General features: G+C 65.7%; 17 protein-coding genes. 9 read left to right on the top strand and 8 right to left on the bottom strand.

The annotated features are described in order from the left end of the window. Positions 1-2: 2 nt before the first annotated feature. Entirely contained in the window at positions 3-1,001 is a 999-nt protein-coding gene (locus CYU89_RS03430) for a polyprenyl synthetase family protein (RefSeq protein ID WP_296278819.1), read from the bottom strand. 153 nt (positions 1,002-1,154) lie between these two features. On the opposite strand from CYU89_RS03430, the gene CYU89_RS03425 reads away from it, so the two are divergent. Genes CYU89_RS03425 through CYU89_RS03400 form a run of 6 tightly spaced genes read left to right on the top strand, consistent with a single transcriptional unit; the run spans position 1,155 to position 7,176 of the window. Further along, positions 1,155-1,652: a single-stranded DNA-binding protein gene (locus tag CYU89_RS03425; protein ID WP_296278818.1), complete on the top strand. Its 498-nt coding sequence runs from the start codon at positions 1,155-1,157 to the stop codon at positions 1,650-1,652. A gap of 56 nt (positions 1,653-1,708) precedes the next feature. After that, positions 1,709-2,764 carry a dTDP-glucose 4,6-dehydratase gene (gene rfbB / locus CYU89_RS03420; RefSeq protein ID WP_296278817.1) on the top strand — a complete coding sequence of 352 codons (1,056 nt, stop codon included), beginning with the start codon at positions 1,709-1,711 and terminating at the stop codon, positions 2,762-2,764. Between the two features lie 12 nt (positions 2,765-2,776). Next, complete coding sequence (gene rfbA / locus CYU89_RS03415; protein WP_296278816.1) at positions 2,777-3,664, top strand: glucose-1-phosphate thymidylyltransferase RfbA; 888 nt, start codon at positions 2,777-2,779, stop codon at positions 3,662-3,664. Beyond that, entirely contained in the window at positions 3,661-4,218 is a 558-nt protein-coding gene (rfbC, locus tag CYU89_RS03410) for a dTDP-4-dehydrorhamnose 3,5-epimerase (RefSeq protein ID WP_296278815.1), read from the top strand. The genes rfbA and rfbC overlap by 4 nt, the downstream gene beginning before the upstream one ends. Then, complete coding sequence (gene rfbD / locus CYU89_RS03405; RefSeq protein ID WP_296278814.1) at positions 4,215-5,102, top strand: dTDP-4-dehydrorhamnose reductase; 888 nt, start codon at positions 4,215-4,217, stop codon at positions 5,100-5,102. Before rfbC ends, rfbD begins: the two co-directional genes overlap by 4 nt. 55 nt (positions 5,103-5,157) lie before the next feature. Beyond that, positions 5,158-7,176 carry a S9 family peptidase gene (locus CYU89_RS03400; protein WP_343125237.1) on the top strand — a complete coding sequence of 673 codons (2,019 nt, stop codon included), beginning with the start codon at positions 5,158-5,160 and terminating at the stop codon, positions 7,174-7,176. A 48-nt stretch (positions 7,177-7,224) separates the two neighbouring features. On the opposite strand, the gene CYU89_RS03395 is transcribed toward CYU89_RS03400, so the two are convergent. After that, entirely contained in the window at positions 7,225-9,036 is a 1,812-nt protein-coding gene (locus CYU89_RS03395) for an oligopeptide:H+ symporter (RefSeq protein WP_296278813.1), read from the bottom strand. A 112-nt stretch (positions 9,037-9,148) separates the two neighbouring features. On the opposite strand from CYU89_RS03395, the gene CYU89_RS03390 reads away from it, so the two are divergent. The 3 genes from CYU89_RS03390 to CYU89_RS03380 all read left to right on the top strand — a co-directional run bounded on the left by CYU89_RS03390 (position 9,149) and on the right by CYU89_RS03380 (position 14,620). Next, positions 9,149-11,134, top strand: a complete 1,986-nt coding sequence (locus CYU89_RS03390) for an oligopeptide transporter, OPT family (protein ID WP_296278812.1) — start codon at positions 9,149-9,151, stop codon at positions 11,132-11,134. Positions 11,135-11,227: 93 nt separating this feature from the next. Then, complete coding sequence (locus CYU89_RS03385; protein ID WP_296278811.1) at positions 11,228-13,297, top strand: S9 family peptidase; 2,070 nt, start codon at positions 11,228-11,230, stop codon at positions 13,295-13,297. A 60-nt stretch (positions 13,298-13,357) separates the two neighbouring features. Further along, positions 13,358-14,620, top strand: coding sequence for a DUF819 family protein (locus tag CYU89_RS03380; protein ID WP_296278810.1), 1,263 nt, complete (start codon positions 13,358-13,360; stop codon positions 14,618-14,620). A 138-nt stretch (positions 14,621-14,758) separates the two neighbouring features. Here the strand turns inward: CYU89_RS03380 and CYU89_RS03375 are convergent, their stop codons facing one another. From CYU89_RS03375 to CYU89_RS03350, 6 genes are all read right to left on the bottom strand, one after another. Beyond that, on the bottom strand, positions 14,759-14,983 hold the full coding sequence (locus tag CYU89_RS03375) for a CstA-like transporter-associated (seleno)protein (RefSeq protein WP_142123676.1): 225 nt from the start codon (positions 14,981-14,983) through the stop codon (positions 14,759-14,761). A gap of 3 nt (positions 14,984-14,986) precedes the next feature. Continuing rightward, positions 14,987-17,074 (bottom strand): carbon starvation CstA family protein, encoded by a 2,088-nt coding sequence (locus CYU89_RS03370; RefSeq protein WP_296278809.1) that lies wholly within the window; start codon positions 17,072-17,074, stop codon positions 14,987-14,989. A 112-nt stretch (positions 17,075-17,186) separates the two neighbouring features. Further along, positions 17,187-18,200: a magnesium/cobalt transporter CorA gene (gene corA, locus CYU89_RS03365; RefSeq protein ID WP_296278808.1), complete on the bottom strand. Its 1,014-nt coding sequence runs from the start codon at positions 18,198-18,200 to the stop codon at positions 17,187-17,189. A 138-nt stretch (positions 18,201-18,338) separates the two neighbouring features. After that, entirely contained in the window at positions 18,339-20,375 is a 2,037-nt protein-coding gene (locus CYU89_RS03360) for a glycoside hydrolase family 97 protein (RefSeq protein WP_296278807.1), read from the bottom strand. Between the two features lie 45 nt (positions 20,376-20,420). Beyond that, positions 20,421-21,599 (bottom strand): DUF4105 domain-containing protein, encoded by a 1,179-nt coding sequence (locus CYU89_RS03355; RefSeq protein WP_296278806.1) that lies wholly within the window; start codon positions 21,597-21,599, stop codon positions 20,421-20,423. Further along, entirely contained in the window at positions 21,592-22,467 is an 876-nt protein-coding gene (locus tag CYU89_RS03350) for a transporter associated domain-containing protein (RefSeq protein WP_296278805.1), read from the bottom strand. The genes CYU89_RS03355 and CYU89_RS03350 overlap by 8 nt, the downstream gene beginning before the upstream one ends. Positions 22,468-22,487 lie beyond the last annotated feature (20 nt).

Genomic DNA, 22,487 nt, shown 5'->3' with positions numbered 1-22,487 from the left:
GCTCAGTGCCCGCGTTCGACCGCGTAGCGCGCGAGGCCGCGGAGTGCGGCCAGCGCATCGGAGGCCGGCAGGTCGTCGAGCGCCTGCTCGGCCAGCGTCGCGTAGTGGTGCGCGCGCTCGCGGCTGTATTCCAGGCCGCCGGTCGCGCGGATCGCCGCCAGCACCTCGGGCATCGCATCCGCTTCGCCGGCCTGCACGATCGTGCGCAAACGGTCTGCCGTGGCGGCATCCGAGTGGCGGATGGCATGGATCAGCGGCAGGGTCGCCTTGCCCTCTGCCAGGTCGTCGCCCAGGTTCTTGCCCAGCGCCTCGGCATCGGCGGTGTAGTCGAGCACGTCGTCGGCGATCTGGAACGCATAGCCCAAGGCCATGCCGTAGTCGTAGAGGCGGCGTTGCGTGGCGGCGTCGGCGCCGGACGCCAGTGCGCCGAGCTGCGTGCCCGCCGCGAACAGGACGGCCGTCTTGCGCTCGATCACGCGTAGGTAGGCGGCTTCGTCGGTGTCGGGGTTGTGGACGTGCAGGAGCTGCAGCACTTCGCCTTCGGCGATCCGGTTGGTCGTGTCGGCCAGCAGGCGCATCACGTCCATGCGGTCCAGTTCCACCATCAGCTGGAAGCTGCGCGAGTACAGGAAATCGCCGACCAGCACGCTCGGCGCGTTGCCCCACAGGGCATTCGCCGTGCTGCGGCCACGACGCAGGTCGGATTCGTCCACCACGTCGTCGTGCAGCAGGGTGGAGGTGTGGATGAACTCGACGATGGCCGCCAGCTGGTGGTGATCCGGTGTGCTGGGCCCGCAGGCCAGTCCGGCCAAGACCACCAGCATGGGCCGCAAACGCTTGCCGCCCGCCGAAATGATGTGGTCGGCGATCTGGTTGATCAGCACCACGTCCGAGGCCAGTCGGGCCCTGATCAATGCGTCGACTGCCGCCATGTCCGCTTGCGCGAGCGACTGGATGGCGGGAAGGGTCAAGGCGGAGCGGGGGGAATCGACGACGGACATGGGGCAAGGTGCCGGAAAGTCACGTAATTATAAGGTCTGGCGTGCGGCAATGCCCTACATGTGAGCCGGTCGGCGGCCGATGGCGGGACCCCGACGGGTATACTTCACTGGTCTTTGCCCGCGCTCGGCGGGCATCCCTGAACGGATATCGATATGGCCCGCGGCATCAATAAAGTCATCCTGGTCGGCAACCTCGGCAACGACCCAGAAACCCGCTACACCCAGGGTGGCATGGCGATCACCCGCATCAGCCTGGCGACCACCAGCGTGCGCAAGGACAAGGACGGCAACCAGCAGGAGCGCACCGAATGGCACCGCGTGGTGTTCTTCGGCAAGCTCGGCGAGATCGCCGGCGAATACCTGCGCAAGGGCAGCTCGGTGTACGTGGAAGGCTCGATCCGCTACGACAAGTACACCGGCCAGGACGGGCAGGAGAAGTACTCCACCGACATCATCGCCGACGAGATGCAGATGCTGGGCGGCCGTGAGGGCGGTGGTGGCGGTGGCATGGGCGGCGACCGCCCGGCCCGCGCGCCGCGCCAGGACTATGGCAGCCAGGGGGGTGGCGGCGGTCAGCGCCGTTCCGCGCCTGCACCGACTTCGCAACCGGCGCCGATGGACGATTTCGCGGATGACGACATTCCGTTCTGAGGATCGCGTTTCGCGATCGAACGGAAAGCAATCTGCACTGAACTAAGGAGCATTACATGCCGACATGGCTCGTGACCGGCGGCGCCGGTTTCATTGGCGGGAACTTCGTGCTGCGCGCCGTCGCCAGCGGCATCAAGGTGGTCAACCTCGATGCCCTGACCTACGCCGGCAACCTCGATACCCTGGCATCCCTCCAGGACAATCCGCTGCATGTATTCGCGCAGGGCGATATTGGCGACCGGGATATGGTGTCGCGACTGCTCGGCGAGCACCGCCCCGATGCGGTCGTCAACTTCGCGGCGGAGAGCCACGTCGACCGTTCCATCGACGGGCCCGGCGCCTTCATCCAGACCAACGTCGTCGGCACGCTGGGCCTGCTGGAGGCGACGCGCGACTACTGGAAGGCATTGGAGGGCGAGCGGCGAGGGAATTTCCGTTTCCTGCACGTGTCCACCGACGAGGTCTACGGATCGCTGGGGGAGACCGGCAAGTTCACGGAAACTACGCCTTATGCGCCCAACTCACCGTATTCGGCGTCCAAGGCCGCGTCCGACCACCTGGTCCGCGCCTTCCACCACACGTATGGCTTGCCGGTCCTGACGACCAATTGCTCGAACAACTACGGCCCGTATCATTTCCCCGAGAAACTGATTCCGCTGATCATCGCGCGTGCACTGGCGGGTGAACCGCTGCCCGTGTATGGCGATGGCAAGAACGTGCGCGACTGGCTGTTCGTCGGTGACCATTGCAGCGCCATCCGCCGTGTGCTGGAGAAGGGGCGCGTCGGCGAAACCTACAATGTCGGCGGCAACGCCGAAAAACAGAACCTCGAGGTCGTGCACACGATCTGCGCGTTGCTGGATGAACGCGTGCCGCGCGCTGATGGGCAATCCCGCAGCACCCAGATCACCTTCGTCGCCGACCGGCCTGGCCATGACCGGCGCTACGCGATCGATGCATCGAAGTTGCGCGACGAGCTGGGCTGGGAGCCCGAGTACACCTTCGAACAGGGCATCGCTGAAACCGTCGACTGGTATCTGTCCAACCAGGATTGGGTGAAGCGCGTGCTGGACGGCAGCTACCGCCTGGAACGCATCGGCACGGCCGCGTAAGGGAAGACGACGATGACAATGCGCAAGGGCATTATCCTGGCCGGCGGCTCTGGCACCCGCCTGTATCCGCTGACGCAGGCCATCAGCAAGCAACTGCTGCCGGTCTACGACAAGCCGATGATCTATTACCCGCTCAGCGTGCTGATGCTGGCGGGCATCCGCGAAGTGCTGGTGATCAACACGCCACACGAACAGGCGCTGTTCAAGGCGTTGCTGGGCGACGGATCCCAGTGGGGCATGGACATCCAGTATGCCGTTCAGCCGAGCCCGGACGGGTTGGCGCAGGCCTACCTGATCGGTCGCGACTTCGTGGATGGCAAGCCGAGCTGCCTGGTGCTGGGCGACAACATCTTCTATGGCCACGGATTCACCGAACAGCTTCGTCGCGCCGATGCCCGCGCCGGCGGGGCCACCGTTTTCGGATACTGGGTCAACGATCCGGAGCGCTACGGTGTCGCGGAGTTCGACAAGGAGGGGCGTGTCGTCGGCATCGAAGAGAAGCCGGTCAAACCGCGATCCAACTACGCCGTGACTGGTCTGTATTTCTATGACGGCCATGCTAGCCAATACGCGTCGGAACTGAAGCCTTCCCCCCGTGGCGAGTTGGAGATCACCGACCTCAATCGTCGTTACCTCGAGGCGGGGGCTCTCCACCTGGAGCCGCTGGGCCGCGGTCACGCATGGCTCGATACGGGTACCCACCAGTCGCTGCTGGAGGCCTCGAATTTCATCGAGACCATCGAGGCGCGACAGGGGCTGCGGGTGTGCTGCCCTGAAGAGATCGCATTCGGCAATGGATGGATCGATGCGGCCCAAGTCGAGAAGCTGGCTGCACCATTGGCCAAGAATGGGTATGGACAATATCTGCTTTCGCTCGCGGCACGTGGGATCGTGAAGTGAAGTTGATTGAAACCCGGCTGCCGGGCTGCGTCGTCATCGAGCCGGCCGTCTTCGGGGATGAGCGCGGCTTCTTCTTCGAAACCTGGAACGCTGCGCGTTTTGGCGAGCGCGGTCTGCCGACGAAGTTCGTCCAGAGCAACGTTTCGTCCTCGTCGCGTGGTGTACTCCGCGGCTTGCACTACCAGTGGCCGAATCCACAGGGCAAGCTGGTCAGCGTCCTGGAAGGCGAGGTCTACGACGTGGCCGTCGACATCCGCCGCGGCTCCGCCACCTTCGGGCAGTGGGAAGCCGTGATGTTGAGCGCCGAGAACAAACGGCAATTCTGGATTCCGGAAGGCTTCGCGCACGGGTTCGCCGTCGTCTCCGAGCGCGCGGTCTTCAGTTATCTCTGCACGGCTCTATACGACAGGGACGCAGACGCCAGCGTGCGCTGGGACGATCCGGCGATCGGCGTGGAGTGGCCCGTGAGTGATCCGCAGTTGTCGGCCAAGGACGCAGTGGCTCCCCTGTTGGCGGGCATCGCGCCGGATCGCCTGCCGACGTTCACGTCATGACGGTCCTGGTACTTGGCGCCAACGGACAGGTCGGACATGCGTTGAGGCGCAGCCTGGCACCGTTGGGACCGATAGTGGCGACCACCCGGTCGGGCGCGTTGCCTGATGGAAGCGCCTGCGAGATCGCCGACCTGGACCGGCCCGACACGCTCGCTGATCTGGTGGAGCGGATCGCGCCTATCGCCGTCGTCAATGCGGCGGCCTACACGGCGGTGGACAAGGCAGAAGACGACGAGGCGGCGGCGTTTCGCGCCAATGCAGACGCTCCGGGCGTACTGGCGCGTGCTTGCGCCTCCCGCGGCATTCCGTTCGTGCACTACTCGACGGATTATGTGTTCGACGGGCAGGGTACGCGTCCCTATCGCGAAGACGATGCTGTGGACCCGTTGGGCGTATACGGCGCAAGCAAGCTGGCGGGCGAGGAGGCCGTGCGGGCAGCCGGCGGCGCGCATCTGATCCTGCGCACGGCGTGGGTGTACGGCCAGCATGGGCACAACTTCATGCGCACCATGCTGCGGGTGGGTGCAGAGCGCGACGAACTGCGCGTGGTGGCCGACCAGATCGGGACACCGACACCCGCAACCCTGATCGCGGAGGTGACGGCGGCGCTGCTGAGAGAAGGCGATGCCGTCTCCGGCACCTACCACCTGACTCCTCAGGGCGAGACGAGTTGGCACGGCTTCGCCGAAGCCATCTTCGACGAGGCGATCACGCAGGGGCTGATCCCACGCGCGCCCCGCGTGGTCGCGATCACGACGGCCGACTATCCGACGCGCGCGCGACGGCCCGCTTACTCCTGCCTCGACGTCGGCAAGCTGGAGCGACGCCTCGGATACGCGATGCCGGACTGGCGCGAGGGTCTGCGAAAGGTACTCGCGGGCTGAGATCGCCTGGTCCTGCAGGTGGCAGGGCTTCCCCGTCGTCGTTGAATGCGCGTCCTTGCTGTGGAACGATGAGCTCTTCGTGGCCTGGGGAGGCAATATGGGGATGTTTTCGAAGATGGTCCGTGGGGCCGTCATGGTCTGCGTGTGCGTCGTGGCCATGCCGGTGGGCGCGGTTACGGTTATCGATATCGGGCCGTTTGTCCGCAAGGATGCCTTCACCGACATCAAGCTGTCGCCCGATGGCGAATTCCTGGCGGCCACCGTGCAGAAGGAAGACCGGACGGGACTCGTGGTCCTGAGCCGGAAGGACAATCGCGTGTTGGCCGCCGCGTCGTTGGGCAAGAACAACCACGTGGCGGATTTCTGGTGGGTCAACCCCGACCGTGTGATGTTCTCGGTCGCCCAGAAGCTCGGTTCACTAGACCTGCCGCAGCTCACCGGTGAGCTGTACGCAATGAATGCCGACGGGTCGAAGAAGGAGAACCTGCTCGGGTACCGGGTCGAAGCCGAAGGGGTCGCAACGCGCATCCAGCCAAAGAAAGCGGAGGCCGTCGCGGGCTTCCTGGTGGATACGCTTCCCGATGATGACCGGAATGTCGTCGTCATGATCCGCCCGTTCGGAGATCATTCCTATACGCGTGCGGAGAAAATGGACGTCTACAGCGGTCGTCGCGTGCTGCTCGCGCGCGCGCCCGTGCAGGAATCTGACTTCCTGACTGATGGCTCGGGTGTCGTTCGGTTCGCGTATGGAAGGACCGTCGAAAACGCGAGCCAGCTCTACTACCGGGAGGGTGACGGGAAGGAATGGCAGCGCATCAACGACGAACTGGATACCGCCCGCGTGGAGCTCCCGCTCGGTTTCGGTGCGGATCCCCGCGTGGCCTATCTCAACGTGGAACGGGCCGATGGGACGGACGCGATCATCGCCTGGAACGTCGCCACCGGTGAGCGCAAGGACGTGCTGCGTAACGCGAATGTCGATCCGGATGCGGTCCTGCATGCGCATGACAGAACCGGGAGCCCGATGGCCGCCGTGTTCTTCGACGGAAAGCCGGACGTGCTTCCGCTGGATCCCCAGCATCCGGAAGCCCGATTGCTGCAGAGCGTGGAGGAGGCGTTCCCGAACGAGTTTGTCGAAATCACCTCCGTGACGCGCGACGGCAAGCTGGCGCTGGTGCAAGTGTCTTCGGATCGGAATCCGGGCGACTTCTATGTCTTCGATGTCGCGGCGCGGAAGATGGATTATCTGTTGAGTCGTCGCGACTGGCTCGACCCCGAGCGGCTGGCGCCGATGACGCCGATCCAGCTCAAGGCGCGCGACGGTCTCGTCCTGCATGGCTACCTGACGTTGCCCGTAGGGACCGACGGCAAGAATCTTCCGCTCGTCGTGTATCCACATGGAGGACCTTACGGTATTCGCGACCGCTGGGGATTCGACGGCGACGTACAGATGCTCGCCGCCGCAGGCTACGCTGTGCTGCAGGTCAATTTCCGCGGCTCGGGCGGCTACGGGCGCGGCTTCCGTCAAGCCGGCGCCCGCCAGTGGGGCGGCGCCATGCAGGACGACCTGACGGATGCGACCCGCTGGGCAGTCCGGACCGGTGTCGCGGATGCGAAGAGGATTTGCATCTATGGCGCGAGCTACGGCGCATACGCAGCGTTGACCGGCGCGGCGAAGGAGCCCGATCTGTATCGATGCGCCGCTGGCAACGTCGGCGTCTATGACCTGACCATGATGCATACGCGCGGTGACATCCGCGAAGCGAAATCGGGTCGCTATTACCTGCGCGACTGGATAGGGGAAGCGAAGGACGTGGCGGCCGTGTCACCGGCCAACATGGCAGACCGCATCAAGGCGCCGGTGTTCCTTGCGGCGGGCGGTGAAGACGAGCGCGCGCCTGTCCAGCACACCGAACTGATGGAACGTCGCTTGAAGGCGGCGGGCGTGCCGGTGGAAGCGGTTTACTACCGCACCGAAGGTCACGGCTACTACAAGGAAGAAAACCAGCGCGACTACTACACGAAGCTGCTGGCGTTCTTCAGTCGCCATCTCGGTGGCGCAACGGCAAAGTAGGACATCCTGTACGGGCGGCCACCCGCCGCCCTACCATCGCAAGACCGGTCACTCCGTCGTGCGCATCGCCCGCCGCAACCACGGCGAGGCCAACAGCGCGATGACGGCGCATCCCAGGCCGATCCACATCATCAGCCAGAACAGGTCGGCGAAGCCGGTGGCCGCGTGCGCGATATCGAGTGCGCCATCGTCCGGCATATCCATCGCCGCAAGTTTGCCGAACTGTGCGGCAAGCGTTTCCGAGAATGCGGTGGCCAGCAGCCACATGCCCATCATCGAGCTCACCACGCGCGGCACCGACAGTTCGGTGACGGCGGCCAGGCTAACCGGGGCGAGGCACATCTCGCCGATCTCGAGCAACAGGTAGGCCAGCACCAGCCACCACACGCTCGCGACCACGCCAGTGTCACCCACCTGTTGCGCCGCGAGCGCCAGCGGGATGAAGGACAGACCGCCGAACAACAGGCCCAGCGCGCCTTTCACCGGCTTGGACGGATCGAGGCTGCGTCGTCCCAGCGTGGCCCACAGCCACGCGAACACGGGCGCCAGCACCACCAGGAACATCGCACCCAGGTAGGTCAGTGAGCCGGCCGTCTGCGGCAGCACCAACGAGTCGCGCAGCACCAGCACCACCATCAGCGCAGCGGTGCCGAGGAACAGTGCGCGCGGTGGTCCGGGGCGCGTGCTCCGCTCCGACCAGCGCGACGCGATCACGAACGACAGCGGCATCGCCACCAGCGCCCAGGTGGACCACGGCGCGCTGCCGAGGAAGAGCGCGATGTTCGCGGCAACGCTATCCGACCAGACCACCACCGCTGCCGGCTGTACCAATGACGGGAACAGGTCTTTCGTCAGCATCCTGTCGGTGAACATCACCCACGAGCCGTACGTCTGCTCGTACAGCGTGAAGAACACCAGGCACATGAAGATCAGCGCCATCAACGCCAGCATCTGGCGACGCTGCACCGGCGCGCATTGCGTGGTGATGAACCAGAGGAACCACGCCAGCACCGTGGCCAGCACCAGCAGCATCAGCGCTAGCGCGAGCGAGAATTCGCCGCCCAGCGCGAACGCGCCGTTGGCCGCCGCCCACATCAGCCACGCCACGGGCAGCACGCCCAGTGCTGCGCCCGCGTAGATCAGCCATTCCCGTGGAACTCCCAATACCGCTACGCGCAGTGCCGCGGGCGAGGGTGGTTCGGCGTGGCCCTGCAGGTAGCGCCGGCCCCAGAGGAACATCGCCAGGCCCAGCAGCATGCCGATGCCGGCCGCGCCGAAACCGTACTTCCAGCCCAGCGTCTCGCCGAGATAGCCGCAAACCAGCGAGGCGAGCAGGGCGCCGAGGTTGATGCCGGCGTAAAAAAGGCTGAAGCCGCCATCACGGCGCGGGTCGCCCGCTGGATACAGCCGGCCGACGATGCCGGTGATGTTGGGCTTCAGGAAGCCAACACCCATGACGATCAGCGCGAGCGACAGGTACATTGCGCGCAGCGCGCCTTCATCGCGCGTTACCACGCCAGCGTCCATGGTCGCAGCCGCGCCTTCGAGCGCCATGCCGGCATGGCCGGCCACCAGCAGCAATCCGCCGAAGACCACCGCCTTGCGCATGCCTAGCCAGCGGTCGGCCAGTACGCCGCCGATCACGGGCACGCAGTAGACCAGTCCGCCGTAGGCCCCGATGAGGTCGTAGCCCGCGCCGTCGGCGAACAGGTGGTACTTGGTCAGGTACAGCAGCAGCAGCGCCTTCATCCCGTAGAAGGAGAAGCGCTCCCACATCTCGGTGAAGAAGCAGACGTAGACCCCCTTGGGGTGGCCCAGGAAGTCGTCGCGGCCGGTGGCCGCGGGGGCGAGGGGGGTCAAGGGCCGCTCCGGCGTGGATTCCGCGGCGAGTATAGCGACGGCGCGCGTTCCGGCTGGACTTGCCGGGCAGCGGACGCTAGCGTGTCGGCTTTCCGCAATTCGGGAACATGCAATGAGCTCGGGGACCCCGCAACTTACCTTCCGCGCCGTCGTGCTGGCCATCGTGCTGGCCGTCGTGCTGTCGGCCGCCAACGCCTACCTGGGCCTGTTCGCCGGCCTGACCGTGGCCACCGCCATCCCGGCGGCCGTCGTTTCGATGGGCGTGCTGCGCCTGCTGGGCGGCGGCACGATCCTGGAGAACAACATCGTGCAGACCGGCGCCTCCGCCGGCTCGTCGATCGCGGCCGGCGTGATCTTCACGATCCCCGCGCTGATCATCCTCGGCTACTGGCAGGACTTCCAGTATTCCTGGGTGCTGGCGATCGCCGGCCTCGGTGGTCTACTGGGCGTGCTGTTCTCGGTGCCGCTGCGCCGCTCGATGATCGTCGAGGAGCCGCTGCCGTTCCCCGAAGGCAAGGCCGCTGCCGAAGTGCTCAAGGCGGGTGAGAATCCGGGGCCGGGCCTGAAGATCCTGGCGTTCTCCGCCGCCATCGGTGCCGTGTTGAAGGTCGCCGCGCACAGCGGCATGCGCCTGATCCCGGACACCGCCGCGGGCGCGGGTTTCTTCGGCAAGTACCTCGGTTACATGGGCACCAACCTGTCGCCCGCATTGCTGGGCGTGGGCTACATCGTGGGCCTGAACATCGGCATCGTGGTGCTGTCGGGCAGCATCCTGTCCTGGCATATCGCCATCCCGCTGTACCACATGTTTTTCATGGGTACCGATCCTGCGCTGGCGCAAAGCATCGCAGGCGCAGGTGCCGAAGACGTGGCCGGTGCCATCTGGTCGGCGAAGATCCGCTACCTGGGCGTGGGCGCGATGCTGATCGGCGGCGTGTGGACGCTGTTCTCGCTGCGCAAGTCGCTGCTGTCGGGCGTGAAGAGCGGCATCGCCGCCGCGCGCGCCGGTTCCGGTGGCGCCGATGTCGCCGAGACCGAGCGCGACCTGCCGATGAAGTGGATGCTGGTGGCGCTGGTGGTCTTCGTGCTGCCGCTGCTGCTGCTTTACCAGGCCATCGTCGGCATGTGGCACGTCAGCATCCCGATGGCGATCATCATGATCGTGGCCGGCTTCCTGTTCGTGTCCGTATCGGCCTACCTGGCCGGCCTGGTGGGTTCGTCGAACAACCCGGTGTCGGGCATCACCATCGCCACCATCCTGTTCGCCTCCGTCGTGCTGCTGTTGCTGCTCGGCGAGAGCGGCCGCATGGCGGTCGGTTCCGGTGGGGCGCCGTTGGGCGCCGTGGCTGCGATCATGATCGGTGCCGTGGTGTGCTGCGCGGCGGCCGTGGGTGGCGACAACCTGCAGGACCTCAAGGCGGGTTACCTGGTCGGTGCGACCCCGTGGAAGCAGCAGCTGATGCTGGGCATCGGCGCGTTCTCCTGCGCGCTGATCATGGCGCCGGTGCTGAACATCCTGTCCGAGGCCTACGGCATCGGTGCACCGACGGCCGAACATCCGAATCCGCTTTCCGCCCCGCAGGCCACGCTGATGGCATCGGTCGCCAAGGGCCTGTTCGGTGGCGAACTGCCGTGGGGCATCATCGGCATCGGCGCGGTCATCGGCGCGATCATCATCGCCGTCGACGAGACGCTGAAAGCCAAGGGCAGCAGCTTCCGCGTGCCGGTATTGGCTGCCGCGATCGGCATCTACCTGCCGCTGGAGCTGATGGTGCCGATCTTCCTCGGCGGCCTGCTCGCCTACCTGGTCGAGAAGCGCCACGGCATGGTCGGCACGAAGGACGAGGAAGCGCGCGACCGCATCCACCGTCCCGGCACCCTGTTCGCCGCGGGCCTGATTACCGGTGAAGCGCTGATGGGCATCGCGGTCGGCATCGCTATCTACGTGTTCAAGGATCGCGACGTGCTGGTGCTGCCGGAAGCCTTCCAGCAGGGCGAGATCGTCGGCCTCGTGATCCTGGCGATCGTGGGCTGGCTGCTCTACCGCACCGGCGCCAAGTCGAAGGCGCTGGGCGACGCCGAACCCGGCCCCCGTTAAGCCAACACACGGCGCAAGGGCGTGACCTCACGCCTTTGCGCCCCGGCGCGCTTAGCGCCTACCATCGGGGTTTCCCTGTTGCCGGAGCCCCGGATGAAGCTGAAATCCGCCCTGTTGCCCCTTTGCCTGCTGGCAGCGCTGCCGTCGCTCGCCGCCGCCCGCGGCCTGGACGTGCGCGACCTGCAGAAGCTGGACCGCGTCTCGTCGCCGGTCCTTTCGCCGGACGGTGGTACTGTCGTGTTCGCCAAGCGCATCGTCGATGCCGAGGTGGTCAAGGCCAGCAGCAGTCTGTGGATCCGCAACCTGCTGACCCGCGATATGGCACCGCCCAAGCGGTTGACGCCGGAGGGCTGGAGCGTCAACTCGCCGTCGTTCTCGCCAGATGGCGAGACGATCTACTTCCTCAGCGGCAAGTCCGGTGTGCAGCAGCTGTATTCGATTCCGGTCGCCGGCGGCACGCCGCGCCAGCTGACGGCGTTCGCGCTGGACGTCGCCAGCTACAAGCTGTCGCCGGATGGCACGCGCCTGCTGTTCAGCGCCGACACCTTCGCCGACTGCAAGGCGGACTTCGCCTGCACGCAGAAGAAGCTCGACGACACCGCCGCACGCAAGACCTCTGGCGTGGTCTACGACGGCCTGTTCGTACGCCATTGGGATACCTGGGCCGACGGCCGCCGCAGCCGCCTGTTCGTGGCCGCGCTTCCTGCAGGCAAGGCCAAGCCGGTCGCCAGTGCCACCTCGCTGACCGACGGTCTGGACGGTGACGCGCCTTCCAAGCCTTTCGGGGGCGCGGATGAATACACCTGGTCGCCGGATGGCGGCTCGGTCGTGGCCGCCATCCGTGTCGCAGGCAAGTCGGAAGCATGGTCCACCAACTTCGACCTCTACAAGATCGCGACGGATGGCAGCAGCGCGCCGGTCAACCTGACCGCCGCCAATCCCGCGTGGGATACCGGTCCGGTGTTCAGTGCGGACGGCAAGACGCTCTTCTACCGCGCGATGAAGCGCCCGGGTTTCGAAGCCGACCGCTTCGGCTTGATGGCGATGGACCTGGACAATGGAAAAGTCCACGAAATCGCACCGAACTGGGATCGCAGCGCCGACAGCATCGTTCTGTCGGATGACGGTGAAAGGATCTACACCACGGCGCAGGATATGGGCGAGCATCCGCTCTTCTCGGTGGAGATCCAGAGCGGCCAAGCCCGCAAGATCGTCGGCGACGGCAGCGTTTCGGCGTTCGACATGGTCGGCAAGACGCTGGTGTTCTCGCGCAACACCTTGAAGTCCGGCGACGTGATCTACGCCACCAGCGATGATGTCGGCGCCACCCTTCGCGCCATCACGCCCAGCGCCGATGAGGTCCTGAAGGATGTCTCGTTCGGCGACTTCGAACAGTTCAACTTCAAGGGCTGGAACAACGAGACCGTGCACGGCTACGTGGTCAAGCCGCACGACTACGTGGAAGGGAAGAAGTACCCGGTGGCGTTCCTGATCCACGGCGGCCCGCAGGGCAGCTTCGGCAATGGTTGGAGCTATCGCTGGAACCCTCAGACCTACGCAGGCCAGGGCTACGCGGTGGTGATGATCGATTTCCACGGCTCGACCGGTTACGGACAAGCCTTCACCGATGCGATCAGCCAGCACTGGGGCGATCGCCCGCTGGAAGACCTGCAGAAGGGCTGGGCGGCGGCGCAGAAGCAGTACGCCTTCCTCGACGGCAAGAACGCCTGCGCGCTGGGCGCCAGCTACGGCGGTTACATGATCAACTGGATCGCCGGCAACTGGAACGAGCCGTGGAAGTGTCTGGTCAACCACGACGGCGTGTTCGACATCCGCTCGATGGCCTACGTCACCGAGGAGCTGTGGTTCACCGAGTGGGAGAACGGCGGCACCCCGTACGACGTGCCGAAGAACATCGAGAAGTTCAATCCGGTCAACCACATCGCCAAGTGGCGAGTGCCGATGCTGGTGGTGCAGGGCGAGAAGGACTACCGCGTGCCGGTGGACCAGGGCCTTTCCACGTTCACCGCGCTGCAGCGCAAGGGCATCGAATCCAAGCTGCTGTACTTCCCCGACGAGAACCACTGGGTGCTCAAGCCGCAGAACAGCATCCTGTGGCACGACACCGTCAATGCGTGGCTGAAGCAGCACATCGGCCGCTGACGCTTTCTCGAAAGGGCCGGTCATGCCGGCCCTTTTTCTTTGACTGAAGGAGACCCGCCGATGGCGATCGAAGCCACCGAACCTTCCACTGCGCTCATCCAGAACGATATCGTCCTGTTCGGCCTGATCGCCGCCACGCTGGGCGTGGTGTTCTGGACGTCCTCGCGCGAGACGGGCTTCTTCAAGAAGTTCTACACGTACGTGCCCGCGCTCCTGCTGTGCTACTTCATTCCCGGCATTTTCAACAGCGTCGGCCTGATCGACGGCGCCGCCAGCAAGCTCTACAACCCGGTCGCGAGCCGCGTACTGCTGCCTGCGGCATTGGTGTTGCTGACGCTGACCATCGACCTGAAGGGCGTGCTGAAACTGGGGCCGAAATTGCTGGTGATGTATGCGGGTGCGTCGATCAGCATCATGATTGGCGCCTGGGCGGCATTCTGGCTGATGGGGTTGATTCACCCGGAAACCGTCGCCGGCGACACCTGGGGCGGCATGGCCGCGTTGGCAGGCAGTTGGATCGGTGGCGGCGCCAACATGCTGGCGATGAAGGAGATCTTCGATGTCAATGAAACGACCTTCGGACAGTTCGTCGTCGTCGATGTTTCTGTTGGTTACGTCTGGATGGCCGTGTTGATCTTCCTCGCCAACCGCGCGCAGGCGATCGATGCACGCACGGGTGCGGATACGCGCGCCATCGAAGACCTGAAGCAACGGCTCGCCAGCTATCAGAAGCAGCACGAACGTGTCGCGTCATTGTCCGACCTCATGGTCATCCTCGGCATCGCCTTCGGCGCGGTCGGCCTGTCTCACGCCATTGCGGGACCGGCATCGTCCTGGTTCGCCGAGAACGTCTCGTGGGCGAAGCAGGTCAGTCTGCACGAGCCCTTCGTGTGGGTCGTCGTGCTCTCCACGCTGATCGGTCTTGGCCTGAGCCTGACGCGTGCGCGTACGTTGGATGGCGCGGGCGCGTCAAAGATCGGCGCCTTGTTCCTGTACATCCTGATCGCCTGCATCGGCATGCAGATGGACATCGGCTCGCTTGCCGACAAGCCTTGGCTGCTGGCGTTGGGACTGATCTGGATCCTGGTGCACATCGCGCTGCTCGTGCTCCTCGCCAAGCTGCTGCGCGTGCCGTTCTTCTATTTCGCGATGGGCTCGCAGAGCAATATCGGCGGGCCGGCATCGGCCCCGGTGGTGGCGTCGGTGTTCCATCCCTCGCTCGCGCCGGTCGGTGCGTTGCTGGGTGCGCTGGGCTATGCGACTGGAACGGTGGCGGCGTACGCGGTCGGCGTTGGCTTGCGCGCAATGGCGGGGCAGGGTTGACGCACGCTTTTCTGTAGGAGCGACGTAAGTCGCGACCGGAAGCATCAACGTCGCGACTTACGTCGCTCCTACAAGGGAGCAATGGAAAAAGGGCGAAGCCACTGGCTTCGCCCTTTCTTGTTTGCCTGCCGGAATCGATCAGCAGCAGCGGAACCCGCTCCTGCCGCCGAATCGCGCTTCCTGCCGTTCGCGGAAGAACGTCTTGTAATCCATCGGCTCGCGGTCCGGGTGCTTCTCCAGCACGTGCCGGACGTAGTTGTCGTAGTCCGGCACGCCGCAGCATAGCCGCGCGGTCTGCACCAGCCTCCGCCACACACGCTTGTGCGTGGCGAAGTGCGAGAGCGGAACGAGTTCCGTGCCCATGGCTTACAGCCAGGCCTTCTGCTGTTCGTCGGTCAGCGCGACGTACGGCGACTCGCGATCGGTACGCACGCTGCTGGCGCGCGCCTTCAGGATCGCCTTGACCGCATACAGCAACACGCTGAACACCACGAACAGGAACAGCACGGTCAGGCCGGTGTTCACGTAGCTGTTGATCACCACCTGGTGCATCTGACCCATGCTCTTGGCCGCGCCGAGCAGCTGGCCGTCGGCGATGGAGGCCTGGTACTTCTTCGCCTGGGCGACGAAGCCGACCGCGGGGTTGCTGTCGAAGATCTTGATCAGGCCCGCGTAGGTCGTGCAGATCAGCAGCCAGATCGCGGGGACGACGGTGACCCACGCGTAGCGGTCGCGCTTCATCTTGAACAGCACCACCGTGCACAGCATCAGCGCGATACCGGCGAGCATCTGGTTGGCGATGCCGAACAGCGGCCACAGCGTGTTGATGCCGCCCAGCGGATCGACCACGCCCTGGTACAGGAAGTAACCCCACAGCGCGACGCAGCCGGCGGTGCCGATGACGTTCGCGCCCCAGGAGTCCGTCTTGCGCAGCGGCGGAATGAAGTTGCCCAGCAGGTCCTGCAGCATGAAGCGGCCGGCACGCGTGCCCGCATCCACCGCGGTCAGGATGAAGAGCGCTTCGAACAGGATGGCGAAGTGGTACCAGAACGCCATCATCGCGTCGCCGCCCGGCAGCGCGTCGTGCAGGATCACCGCGATGCCCACCGCGAGCGTCGGTGCGCCACCGGCGCGCGAGATGATCGTGCCTTCGCCGATGTTCTGCGCGGTCTGCGTCAGCATCTCGGGCGTCACCACGAAGCCCCAGCTGCTGACCTTCGCGGCCACGTCCACCGCGGTCGTGCCGATGGCCGCAGCCGGGCTGTTCATGGCGAAGTACACACCCGGCTCGATGATCGAGGCGGCGACCAGCGCCATGATGGCGACGAAGGATTCCATCAGCATGCCGCCGTAGCCGATGTAACGCGCATGCGTTTCATTGGCCAGCAGCTTGGGCGTAGTGCCCGAGGAAATCAGCGCATGGAAGCCAGACACCGCACCGCAGGCGATGGTGATGAACAGGAACGGGAACAGGCCGCCCTTCCACACCGGGCCATCGCCGGTGCTGGCGAACTGCGTGAACGCCGGCATCTTCAGCGAGGTCACTTCCGGGCTGGCGATGACGATGCCGATGGCCAGCGCGACGATCACGCCGATCTTGAGGAAGGTCGACAGGTAGTCGCGCGGCGCCAGCAGCAGCCACACGGGCAGCACGGCGGCGACGAAACCGTAGCCGATCAGCATCCAGGTGATCTGGGTGCCGGTGAAGGTGAGCGCCGGGCCCCACGTGGGATGCGCGCCGACCTTGCCGCCGAACCAGATGGCCAGCAGCAGCAGGATGATGCCGACCACCGAGATCTCGCCGATCTTCCCCGGGCGGATGTAGCGCATGTAGATGCCCATGAAGATCGCAATGGGCATCGTGGCGATCACCGTGAACATGCCCCACGGGCTTTCGGCCAGCGCCTTCACCACGATCATCGCCAGCACCGCCAGGATGATGATCATGATCAGGAAGGCGCCGAACAGCGCGATGGTGCCGGCGACCTGGCCCATTTCCTCGCGGACCAGATCACCGAGCGAGCGGCCGTTGCGGCGACTGGAGATGAACAGGACCATGAAGTCCTGCACTGCACCCGCAAGCACCACGCCGGCGATCAGCCAGAGCATGCCGGGCAGGTAGCCCATCTGCGCGGCGAGCACCGGGCCCACCAGCGGCCCGGCGCCTGCGATGGCGGCGAAGTGGTGGCCGAACAGCACGTGCTTGTTGGTGGGCACGTAGTCCAGGCCATCGTTGTGGATGTGGGCGGGGGTCGCGCGGGTGGGATCCAGCCCCATCACGTTCTTCGCGATGTACAGGCTGTAGTAGCGGTACGCCACCAGGTAGATGGACACCGCCGCCACGACGATCCACAGCGCGCTGATCTGCTCGCCCTGGCGCAGTGCCACCACGCCCAGGCACACCGCGCCGAGCAGCGCGAGCGCTGCCCAACCGATCTTGGAAAAACCGTTCATTCGGGAACCCTCCGACAAGTCGGGACAAGGGTCGCCCCATGCACGAGGCCGGTCAATCCGTAATGGCCGATTCAGCCTTCGACTTTGGTCGCAGTCCGCAGGCGTACTGGCATCAGAGCCAGCGAGAGCGCTTGAACAGTCGGTACAGGCCGAAACACGCCAGCGCCACGCCCGCGATCAGGACGGGGTAGGCGAAGCGTCCGCCGAGTTCCGGCATGTGCTCGAAGTTCATGCCGTACCAGCTGGTGATCAGGGTGGGCGCGGCGAGCAGCGCGGCCCAGGCACCCAGGCGTTTGACGATCTCGCCCTGGGCCAGCGTCACCAGCGAGAGGTTCACGCTGAGTGCCGTCGTCAGCATTTCGCGCAGCGTGTCGGTGTATTCGTTGACACGCAGCACATGGTCCTGCACGTCGCGGAAGTACAGCCGCACCTCTTCGGGGATCAGCGTGCTCTGCGAGCGGGTCAGCTGCGCCAGCACGTCCTGCAGCGGCGCCACCGCCAGACGCATCTGGGTCAGCTCGCGCTTCAGTTCGTACAGCTTCACCACCGTCACCCGGCGATAAGTGTCGGCGAAGATGTCCTTCTCCAGCGTGTCCAGCGTCTGCTTGAACTGGTCGATGATCGGCCGGTAGTTGTCGACGATGTAGTCGAGCACCGCATAGAGTCCATACGACGGACCGAGCGCGAGCAGGTCGGGTTCGCGCTGCACGCGTTCGCGCACCGGCGCATACGATAGCGACGCGCCGTGGCGCACGGTCACCAGGTAGCGCGGGCCGAGGAAGGCGTGGGTTTCGCCGAACCTGATGCGGTCGTCCACCACCTGCGCGGTATGCACGGCCACGAACAGCGAGTTGCCGTAGGCCTCCAGCTTCGGGCGCTGGTGCGCGTTCTGCGCGTCCTCGACGGCGAGGTCGTGCAGGCAGAATTCCTCCTGCAGTTTCTCCAGGATGGTGTCCGCCGGTTCGTACAGGCCCACCCAGATGAAGCTGCCGTCGTCGACGGCCAGCACATCGCTGATCTCGTCCAGGCTGATATCGCGTCGCTTCCCGCCTTTGTCGTATACCACGCAGTTGATGACGCACTGGGGCAGGGCGGGCTTCGTGTCGACGGTCGCGAGATCATTCATGGCGGGAATCGTGCGCCACGGAGCCGCGTCCGACAAGCCCGGTCCGCTGTTGTGGGAGCGACGTCAGTCGCGATGGCCGGTCCAGTACATCGCTGATCCCGGTTCGCGACTTACGTCGCTCCCACAACCAGGTCCACTTCACTGGGCGACGAAGCGGATCGCCTGGCCGCCACCCGGTGCCAGCTTCAGCGTCAGCGTGTCGCCACGCGTCACGCTGCGCTCCTCGATCGCGATGTCCTGCGGCGCGGTCTTCCAGTTCGCCTTGTCGCCGTCGCGGTAGATCTGTGCGGTGTAACGGCGGCCTTCGTCGAGGAAGGAGAGCGGCACGGTCAGCGTGCGTCCGTCCTCGTCGGTCAGCGAACCCAGATACCAGTTCGGGCCGCCGCGCTCCTTGCGGGCGATGGTCACGTAGTCGCCCACTTCACCGTTCAGCACGCGGGTGTCGTCCCAGTCCACCGGCACGTCCTTGATGAACTGGAACGGCGCCGGGTTCTTCTCGTAGTTCTCGAGGAGATCCGCGGCCATCTGCAGCGGGCTGTAGATGACGACATACAGCGAGAGCTGCTTGGCCCAGGTGGTGGCAATGCCGTCGGTGGAGCGCGTCTTCATGCCGAAGATGCCGGGCGTGTAGTCCATCGGCCCGGCGAGCAGGCGGGTGAACACCAGGTTGGCCTCGTGCTCCGGCGGATTGCCGGGCTGGCCCCAGGCGCTGAACTCCATGCCGCGCGCGCCTTCTCGGGTGATCCAGTTCGGATACGTGCGGCGCAGGCCGCTGTCCTTGATCGGCTCGTGCGGATTGACGGCGATATGGCGCTTCGCCGCCTCGGTCACCACCTTCAGGTGGTGGCGCGCCATGTCCTGGCCTTCGTGCCACGCATAGTGGCGCTTGCCGTCGGTGCCGGTGACCTTGGCCTGGCTGGCATCGGCCACATAGCCGGTCTTCACCGCAGGCACGCCGACGCGCTGGTACAGGTCGAACGCGGCATCGAGTTGCGACTCGTAGTGCGCGGCGTTGCCCGAGGTCTCGTGGTGGCCGATCAGCACCACGTTCTTCGAACGGGCGTAGCGGCTCAGCGCTTCGAGGTCGAAGTCGGGATACGACTTCGTGAAGCTGAAATCCTCGCCGTTGCCGAACCAGTCGCCGTCCCAGCCCACGTTCCAGCCTTCGACGAGCACGCCGCCGAAACCGTGCTTCGCGGCGAAATCGATGTGCTTGCGGACGTTCTCGTTGGTGGCGCCGTGCTTGGGGCCGGACGCCCAGCTCTTCAGCTCCAGGTGCATCTCCCACCACACGCCGACGTACTTCATCGGCTTCACCCACGACACGTCGCCGAGCGCGTTGGGCTCGTTGAGGTTGAGGGTCAGGGACGACATCGCCAAACCGGCGGCGTCATCGCTCAGAAGCAGCGTCCGCCAGGGCGTGTCGAACGGCGCGGCGCGCACCACCTTGCCTTCGCCGATGCCCGGTGTCAGGGCGGCTTTCAGCTTGCGGTCTTCGACGCGGGTCAGGTTCATGCCGCTGTAGTCGACCAGCGCGGCTTCGTGGATCGAGAGGTGGGTGCCGTCCTCGAACTTGAACGTGATCGGCGTCTGCGCATCGCCGACCTGCTGCACGGGCGTGCGGTGGTACAGGTATTCCTCGCGGTTCCATTCCCCGGCGGGAATCCACCACGCGGTCGCGTCACGGGCCAGCGAGAACTCGGTCAGCTCCTCGCTGATCTTCACCTGCTCCAGGCCGGGCTGCTTCGGGAAGCGATAGCGGAAGCCGACGCCGTCGTCGAACACGCGAAATACCACGTCGAAGCTGCGGAAGGGCTTGGCCTTCTCCTTCAGCGTGACCGTCAGTTCGTTGAAGTGGTTGCGGATGAAGCGGCGCTCGCCCCAGGGCTGCTCCCACGTTTCGTCGAACGCGCGCGTACGCGGCTGCACGATCTCGATGTTGCGCTCGAACTTCGGCGCGTCCAGCAGCAGGAAGCCGAGCCGCGACGGTGCGATGACCGGCTGGCCCTTGCGCGATACCGCGTACGCGGGGCGGCCATCGTTGTCGGTGGACAGCTCGACGATGAGGGAACCGTCCGGCGAGGTGACGCGTGGGCCGGGGCCGGCGTGCGCGGAGGCGGCGACGGCGAACACGACCGTCAGGGGCACGACAAACGTGGAGAGGAAACGGAGCATGCGACCCTCGCGATAGGCAGAGGGCCGCATCGTGCGTGGCGGGGCTCAGTGCGACAAGCGTCGCGGCATGAATACGTATGCAAGCGCCAGGTGCACCGGCAGCAGCAGGGCGATCCAGGTCTGGTTGTATTGCAGCCGCAACGGCAGCCAGTGCAGGAACCACGCGGCCAGCGCACCCGCGCCGATGGCCACGAGCAACCAACCGAACCAGCGCGGCGGCGTGCGGCGGCGCAGCACGGCAATTGCGCCGGGGATGAGCAGCACGCACAACGGATTGAGCAGCAGCAGATTGCGGTTCGCCCACGCGGCCCAGTGGTCGCTGAAACCCCACAGATAGACCAGCAGCGAGCCGCCGATGAAGCAGACGAGCCAGAACGGCAGCGCCACGGCGACGAGCGCGCGCGGCCAGCGTCGACCCGCCAGTGCCATGACGATCGCAACCAGCACGCCCGCACCCAGCCACGGCAGCCAGCGGCGGGGCGTCTCGACAGGCTCTGCCGCGATGCGGTGCGGCAGCAACTGCATCTCCGACTGCACCAGCGGTCGACCCGCGGCATTCTTCGCCTCGCGCAGGCTGTCGGCGAGGCGCATCGGCACGAACGCTTCCTCCCATCGCGACATGGGCTTGTCCGCATTCGGACCCAGCCCGAGGTCGAAGCCCAGCCACATCCACGTCGCCGGCGAGGCGAGCCGCACGGCCTCGCTGCGGAACGTGTTGCCGCGCGAGCGTCCGGCCAGCTGGGATTTCAGCCGGCCACCGAGCGCGGCGTCCAGCGCGTCGCGCACCTGGGTGGAGCAGTTGGAGGTGAAGTAGTCGTAGCGGTAGCGCGCGTTCTCGGGCTTGGCCCGTTCGGCCAACGCATCGGCCAGCGCCTGCGCCTGCTCGGGCTCGATGTCCAGCCACTGCAGCGACACGCCGCGTCCGCTGTCGCGGTACTGCGTCAGGTCCTGTTCGAACGGCAGTGCGACCAGGTAATACATCATGTGGCCGCGGGCGAAGTTGCCAACGAAGTCCGCTTCGCCCGGATCGAAGAAGCCGAAGTTGTACGAGATCGCATCGCCGCTGGCGGGATCGATCACCACGATGGCGTTGTGGCCGAAGCGCTCGAAGAACACCTCGCCCGGCTGCATCGTCGCCACGCCGATCCGCGGTGCCGCCCATGCCGTCGCCGCCAGCAACCACAGTGCGCCCAGCAGCGCCAGGCGCGTGGCCGCGCTACGCATCGGCCAGCACGCCGACGTGGAAGGCGTGCACGCGCCGCGCATCGGCACGCGCCACGCGGAACATGAAGCGCCCGAGTGTCAGTTCCTCGCCGGTTTCCGGGAGGTGGCCGATGGCGGCGGTGACCAGGCCGCCGACCGTGTCGTATTCGTCGTCGAGGAAGTCGGCGCCGAAGCGCTCGTTGAAATCGGCGATCGGCGTCAAGGCATCAACGACGAACTGGCCGTCGGCCTGCGCCGCGATCAGTGCGGCACCGTCCTCCGCGTCATCGTGTTCGTCGTCGATCTCGCCGACGATCTGCTCCAGCACGTCCTCGATGGTCACCAAGCCCGCCACGCCGCCGTACTCGTCCACGACGATCGCCATGTGGTTGCGCGACAGCCGGAACTCCTTCAGCAGCAGGTTGAGTTTCTTGGATTCGGGAATGAGCACCGCGGGCCTCAGCAACTCGCGCACGCTGCCCGGGCCATTGTCGGCGACGACGCCGCGCAGCAGGTCCTTGGCCAGCAGGATGCCAAGGATCTCGTCCTTGTTCTCGCCATGTACCGGGAAGCGCGAATGGCCGGACTCCACCACATCCTTCATCAGATCAAGGAAGCGCGCCTCCACCGGCAGCGAGACCATCTGCGCGCGCGGCACCATGACGTCGCCCACGGTCAGGTCGGCGACCGCGATGGCGCCTTCCATCATCTTCAGGGTGTCGCCCGCGATCAGGCCGTCGGACTGTGCATCGCGCAGGATGGCCACCAGATCGTCGCGTGTGCTGGGTTCGCCGGAAAACGCCGAGCTGAGGCGGTCCAGCCAGGTGCGCCGCTTCTCCGACGGTTTGTCGGAGCCATCCGGCGCGAGGGTACTGTCGTCTTCTGACATCTCTTCGGAAAGGTCGCCCG

Source organism: Pseudoxanthomonas sp. (assembly GCF_002863005.1).
In the GTDB taxonomy this organism is placed as follows: domain Bacteria; phylum Pseudomonadota; class Gammaproteobacteria; order Xanthomonadales; family Xanthomonadaceae; genus Pseudoxanthomonas_A.
This window is presented reverse-complemented; position numbering and strand designations above follow the sequence as displayed.

Bases quoted from the DNA above. Each gene is read 5' to 3' on its own strand.
- CYU89_RS03360 (WP_296278807.1), bottom strand. From the start codon at position 20,375: ATGCTCCGTTTCCTCTCCACGTTTGTCGTGCCCCTGACGGTCGTGTTC.
- CYU89_RS03370 (WP_296278809.1), bottom strand. From the start codon at position 17,074: ATGAACGGTTTTTCCAAGATCGGTTGGGCAGCGCTCGCGCTGCTCGGC.
- rfbA (WP_296278816.1), top strand. From the start codon at position 2,777: ATGACAATGCGCAAGGGCATTATCCTGGCCGGCGGCTCTGGCACCCGC.
- CYU89_RS03390 (WP_296278812.1), top strand. From the start codon at position 9,149: ATGAGCTCGGGGACCCCGCAACTTACCTTCCGCGCCGTCGTGCTGGCC.
- CYU89_RS03385 (WP_296278811.1), top strand. From the start codon at position 11,228: ATGAAGCTGAAATCCGCCCTGTTGCCCCTTTGCCTGCTGGCAGCGCTG.
- rfbB (WP_296278817.1), top strand. From the start codon at position 1,709: ATGCCGACATGGCTCGTGACCGGCGGCGCCGGTTTCATTGGCGGGAAC.
- CYU89_RS03355 (WP_296278806.1), bottom strand. From the start codon at position 21,599: ATGCGTAGCGCGGCCACGCGCCTGGCGCTGCTGGGCGCACTGTGGTTG.
- rfbD (WP_296278814.1), top strand. From the start codon at position 4,215: ATGACGGTCCTGGTACTTGGCGCCAACGGACAGGTCGGACATGCGTTG.
- CYU89_RS03425 (WP_296278818.1), top strand. From the start codon at position 1,155: ATGGCCCGCGGCATCAATAAAGTCATCCTGGTCGGCAACCTCGGCAAC.
- CYU89_RS03375 (WP_142123676.1), bottom strand. From the start codon at position 14,983: ATGGGCACGGAACTCGTTCCGCTCTCGCACTTCGCCACGCACAAGCGT.
- CYU89_RS03430 (WP_296278819.1), bottom strand. From the start codon at position 1,001: ATGTCCGTCGTCGATTCCCCCCGCTCCGCCTTGACCCTTCCCGCCATC.
- CYU89_RS03350 (WP_296278805.1), bottom strand. From the start codon at position 22,467: ATGTCAGAAGACGACAGTACCCTCGCGCCGGATGGCTCCGACAAACCG.
- CYU89_RS03380 (WP_296278810.1), top strand. From the start codon at position 13,358: ATGGCGATCGAAGCCACCGAACCTTCCACTGCGCTCATCCAGAACGAT.
- corA (WP_296278808.1), bottom strand. From the start codon at position 18,200: ATGAATGATCTCGCGACCGTCGACACGAAGCCCGCCCTGCCCCAGTGC.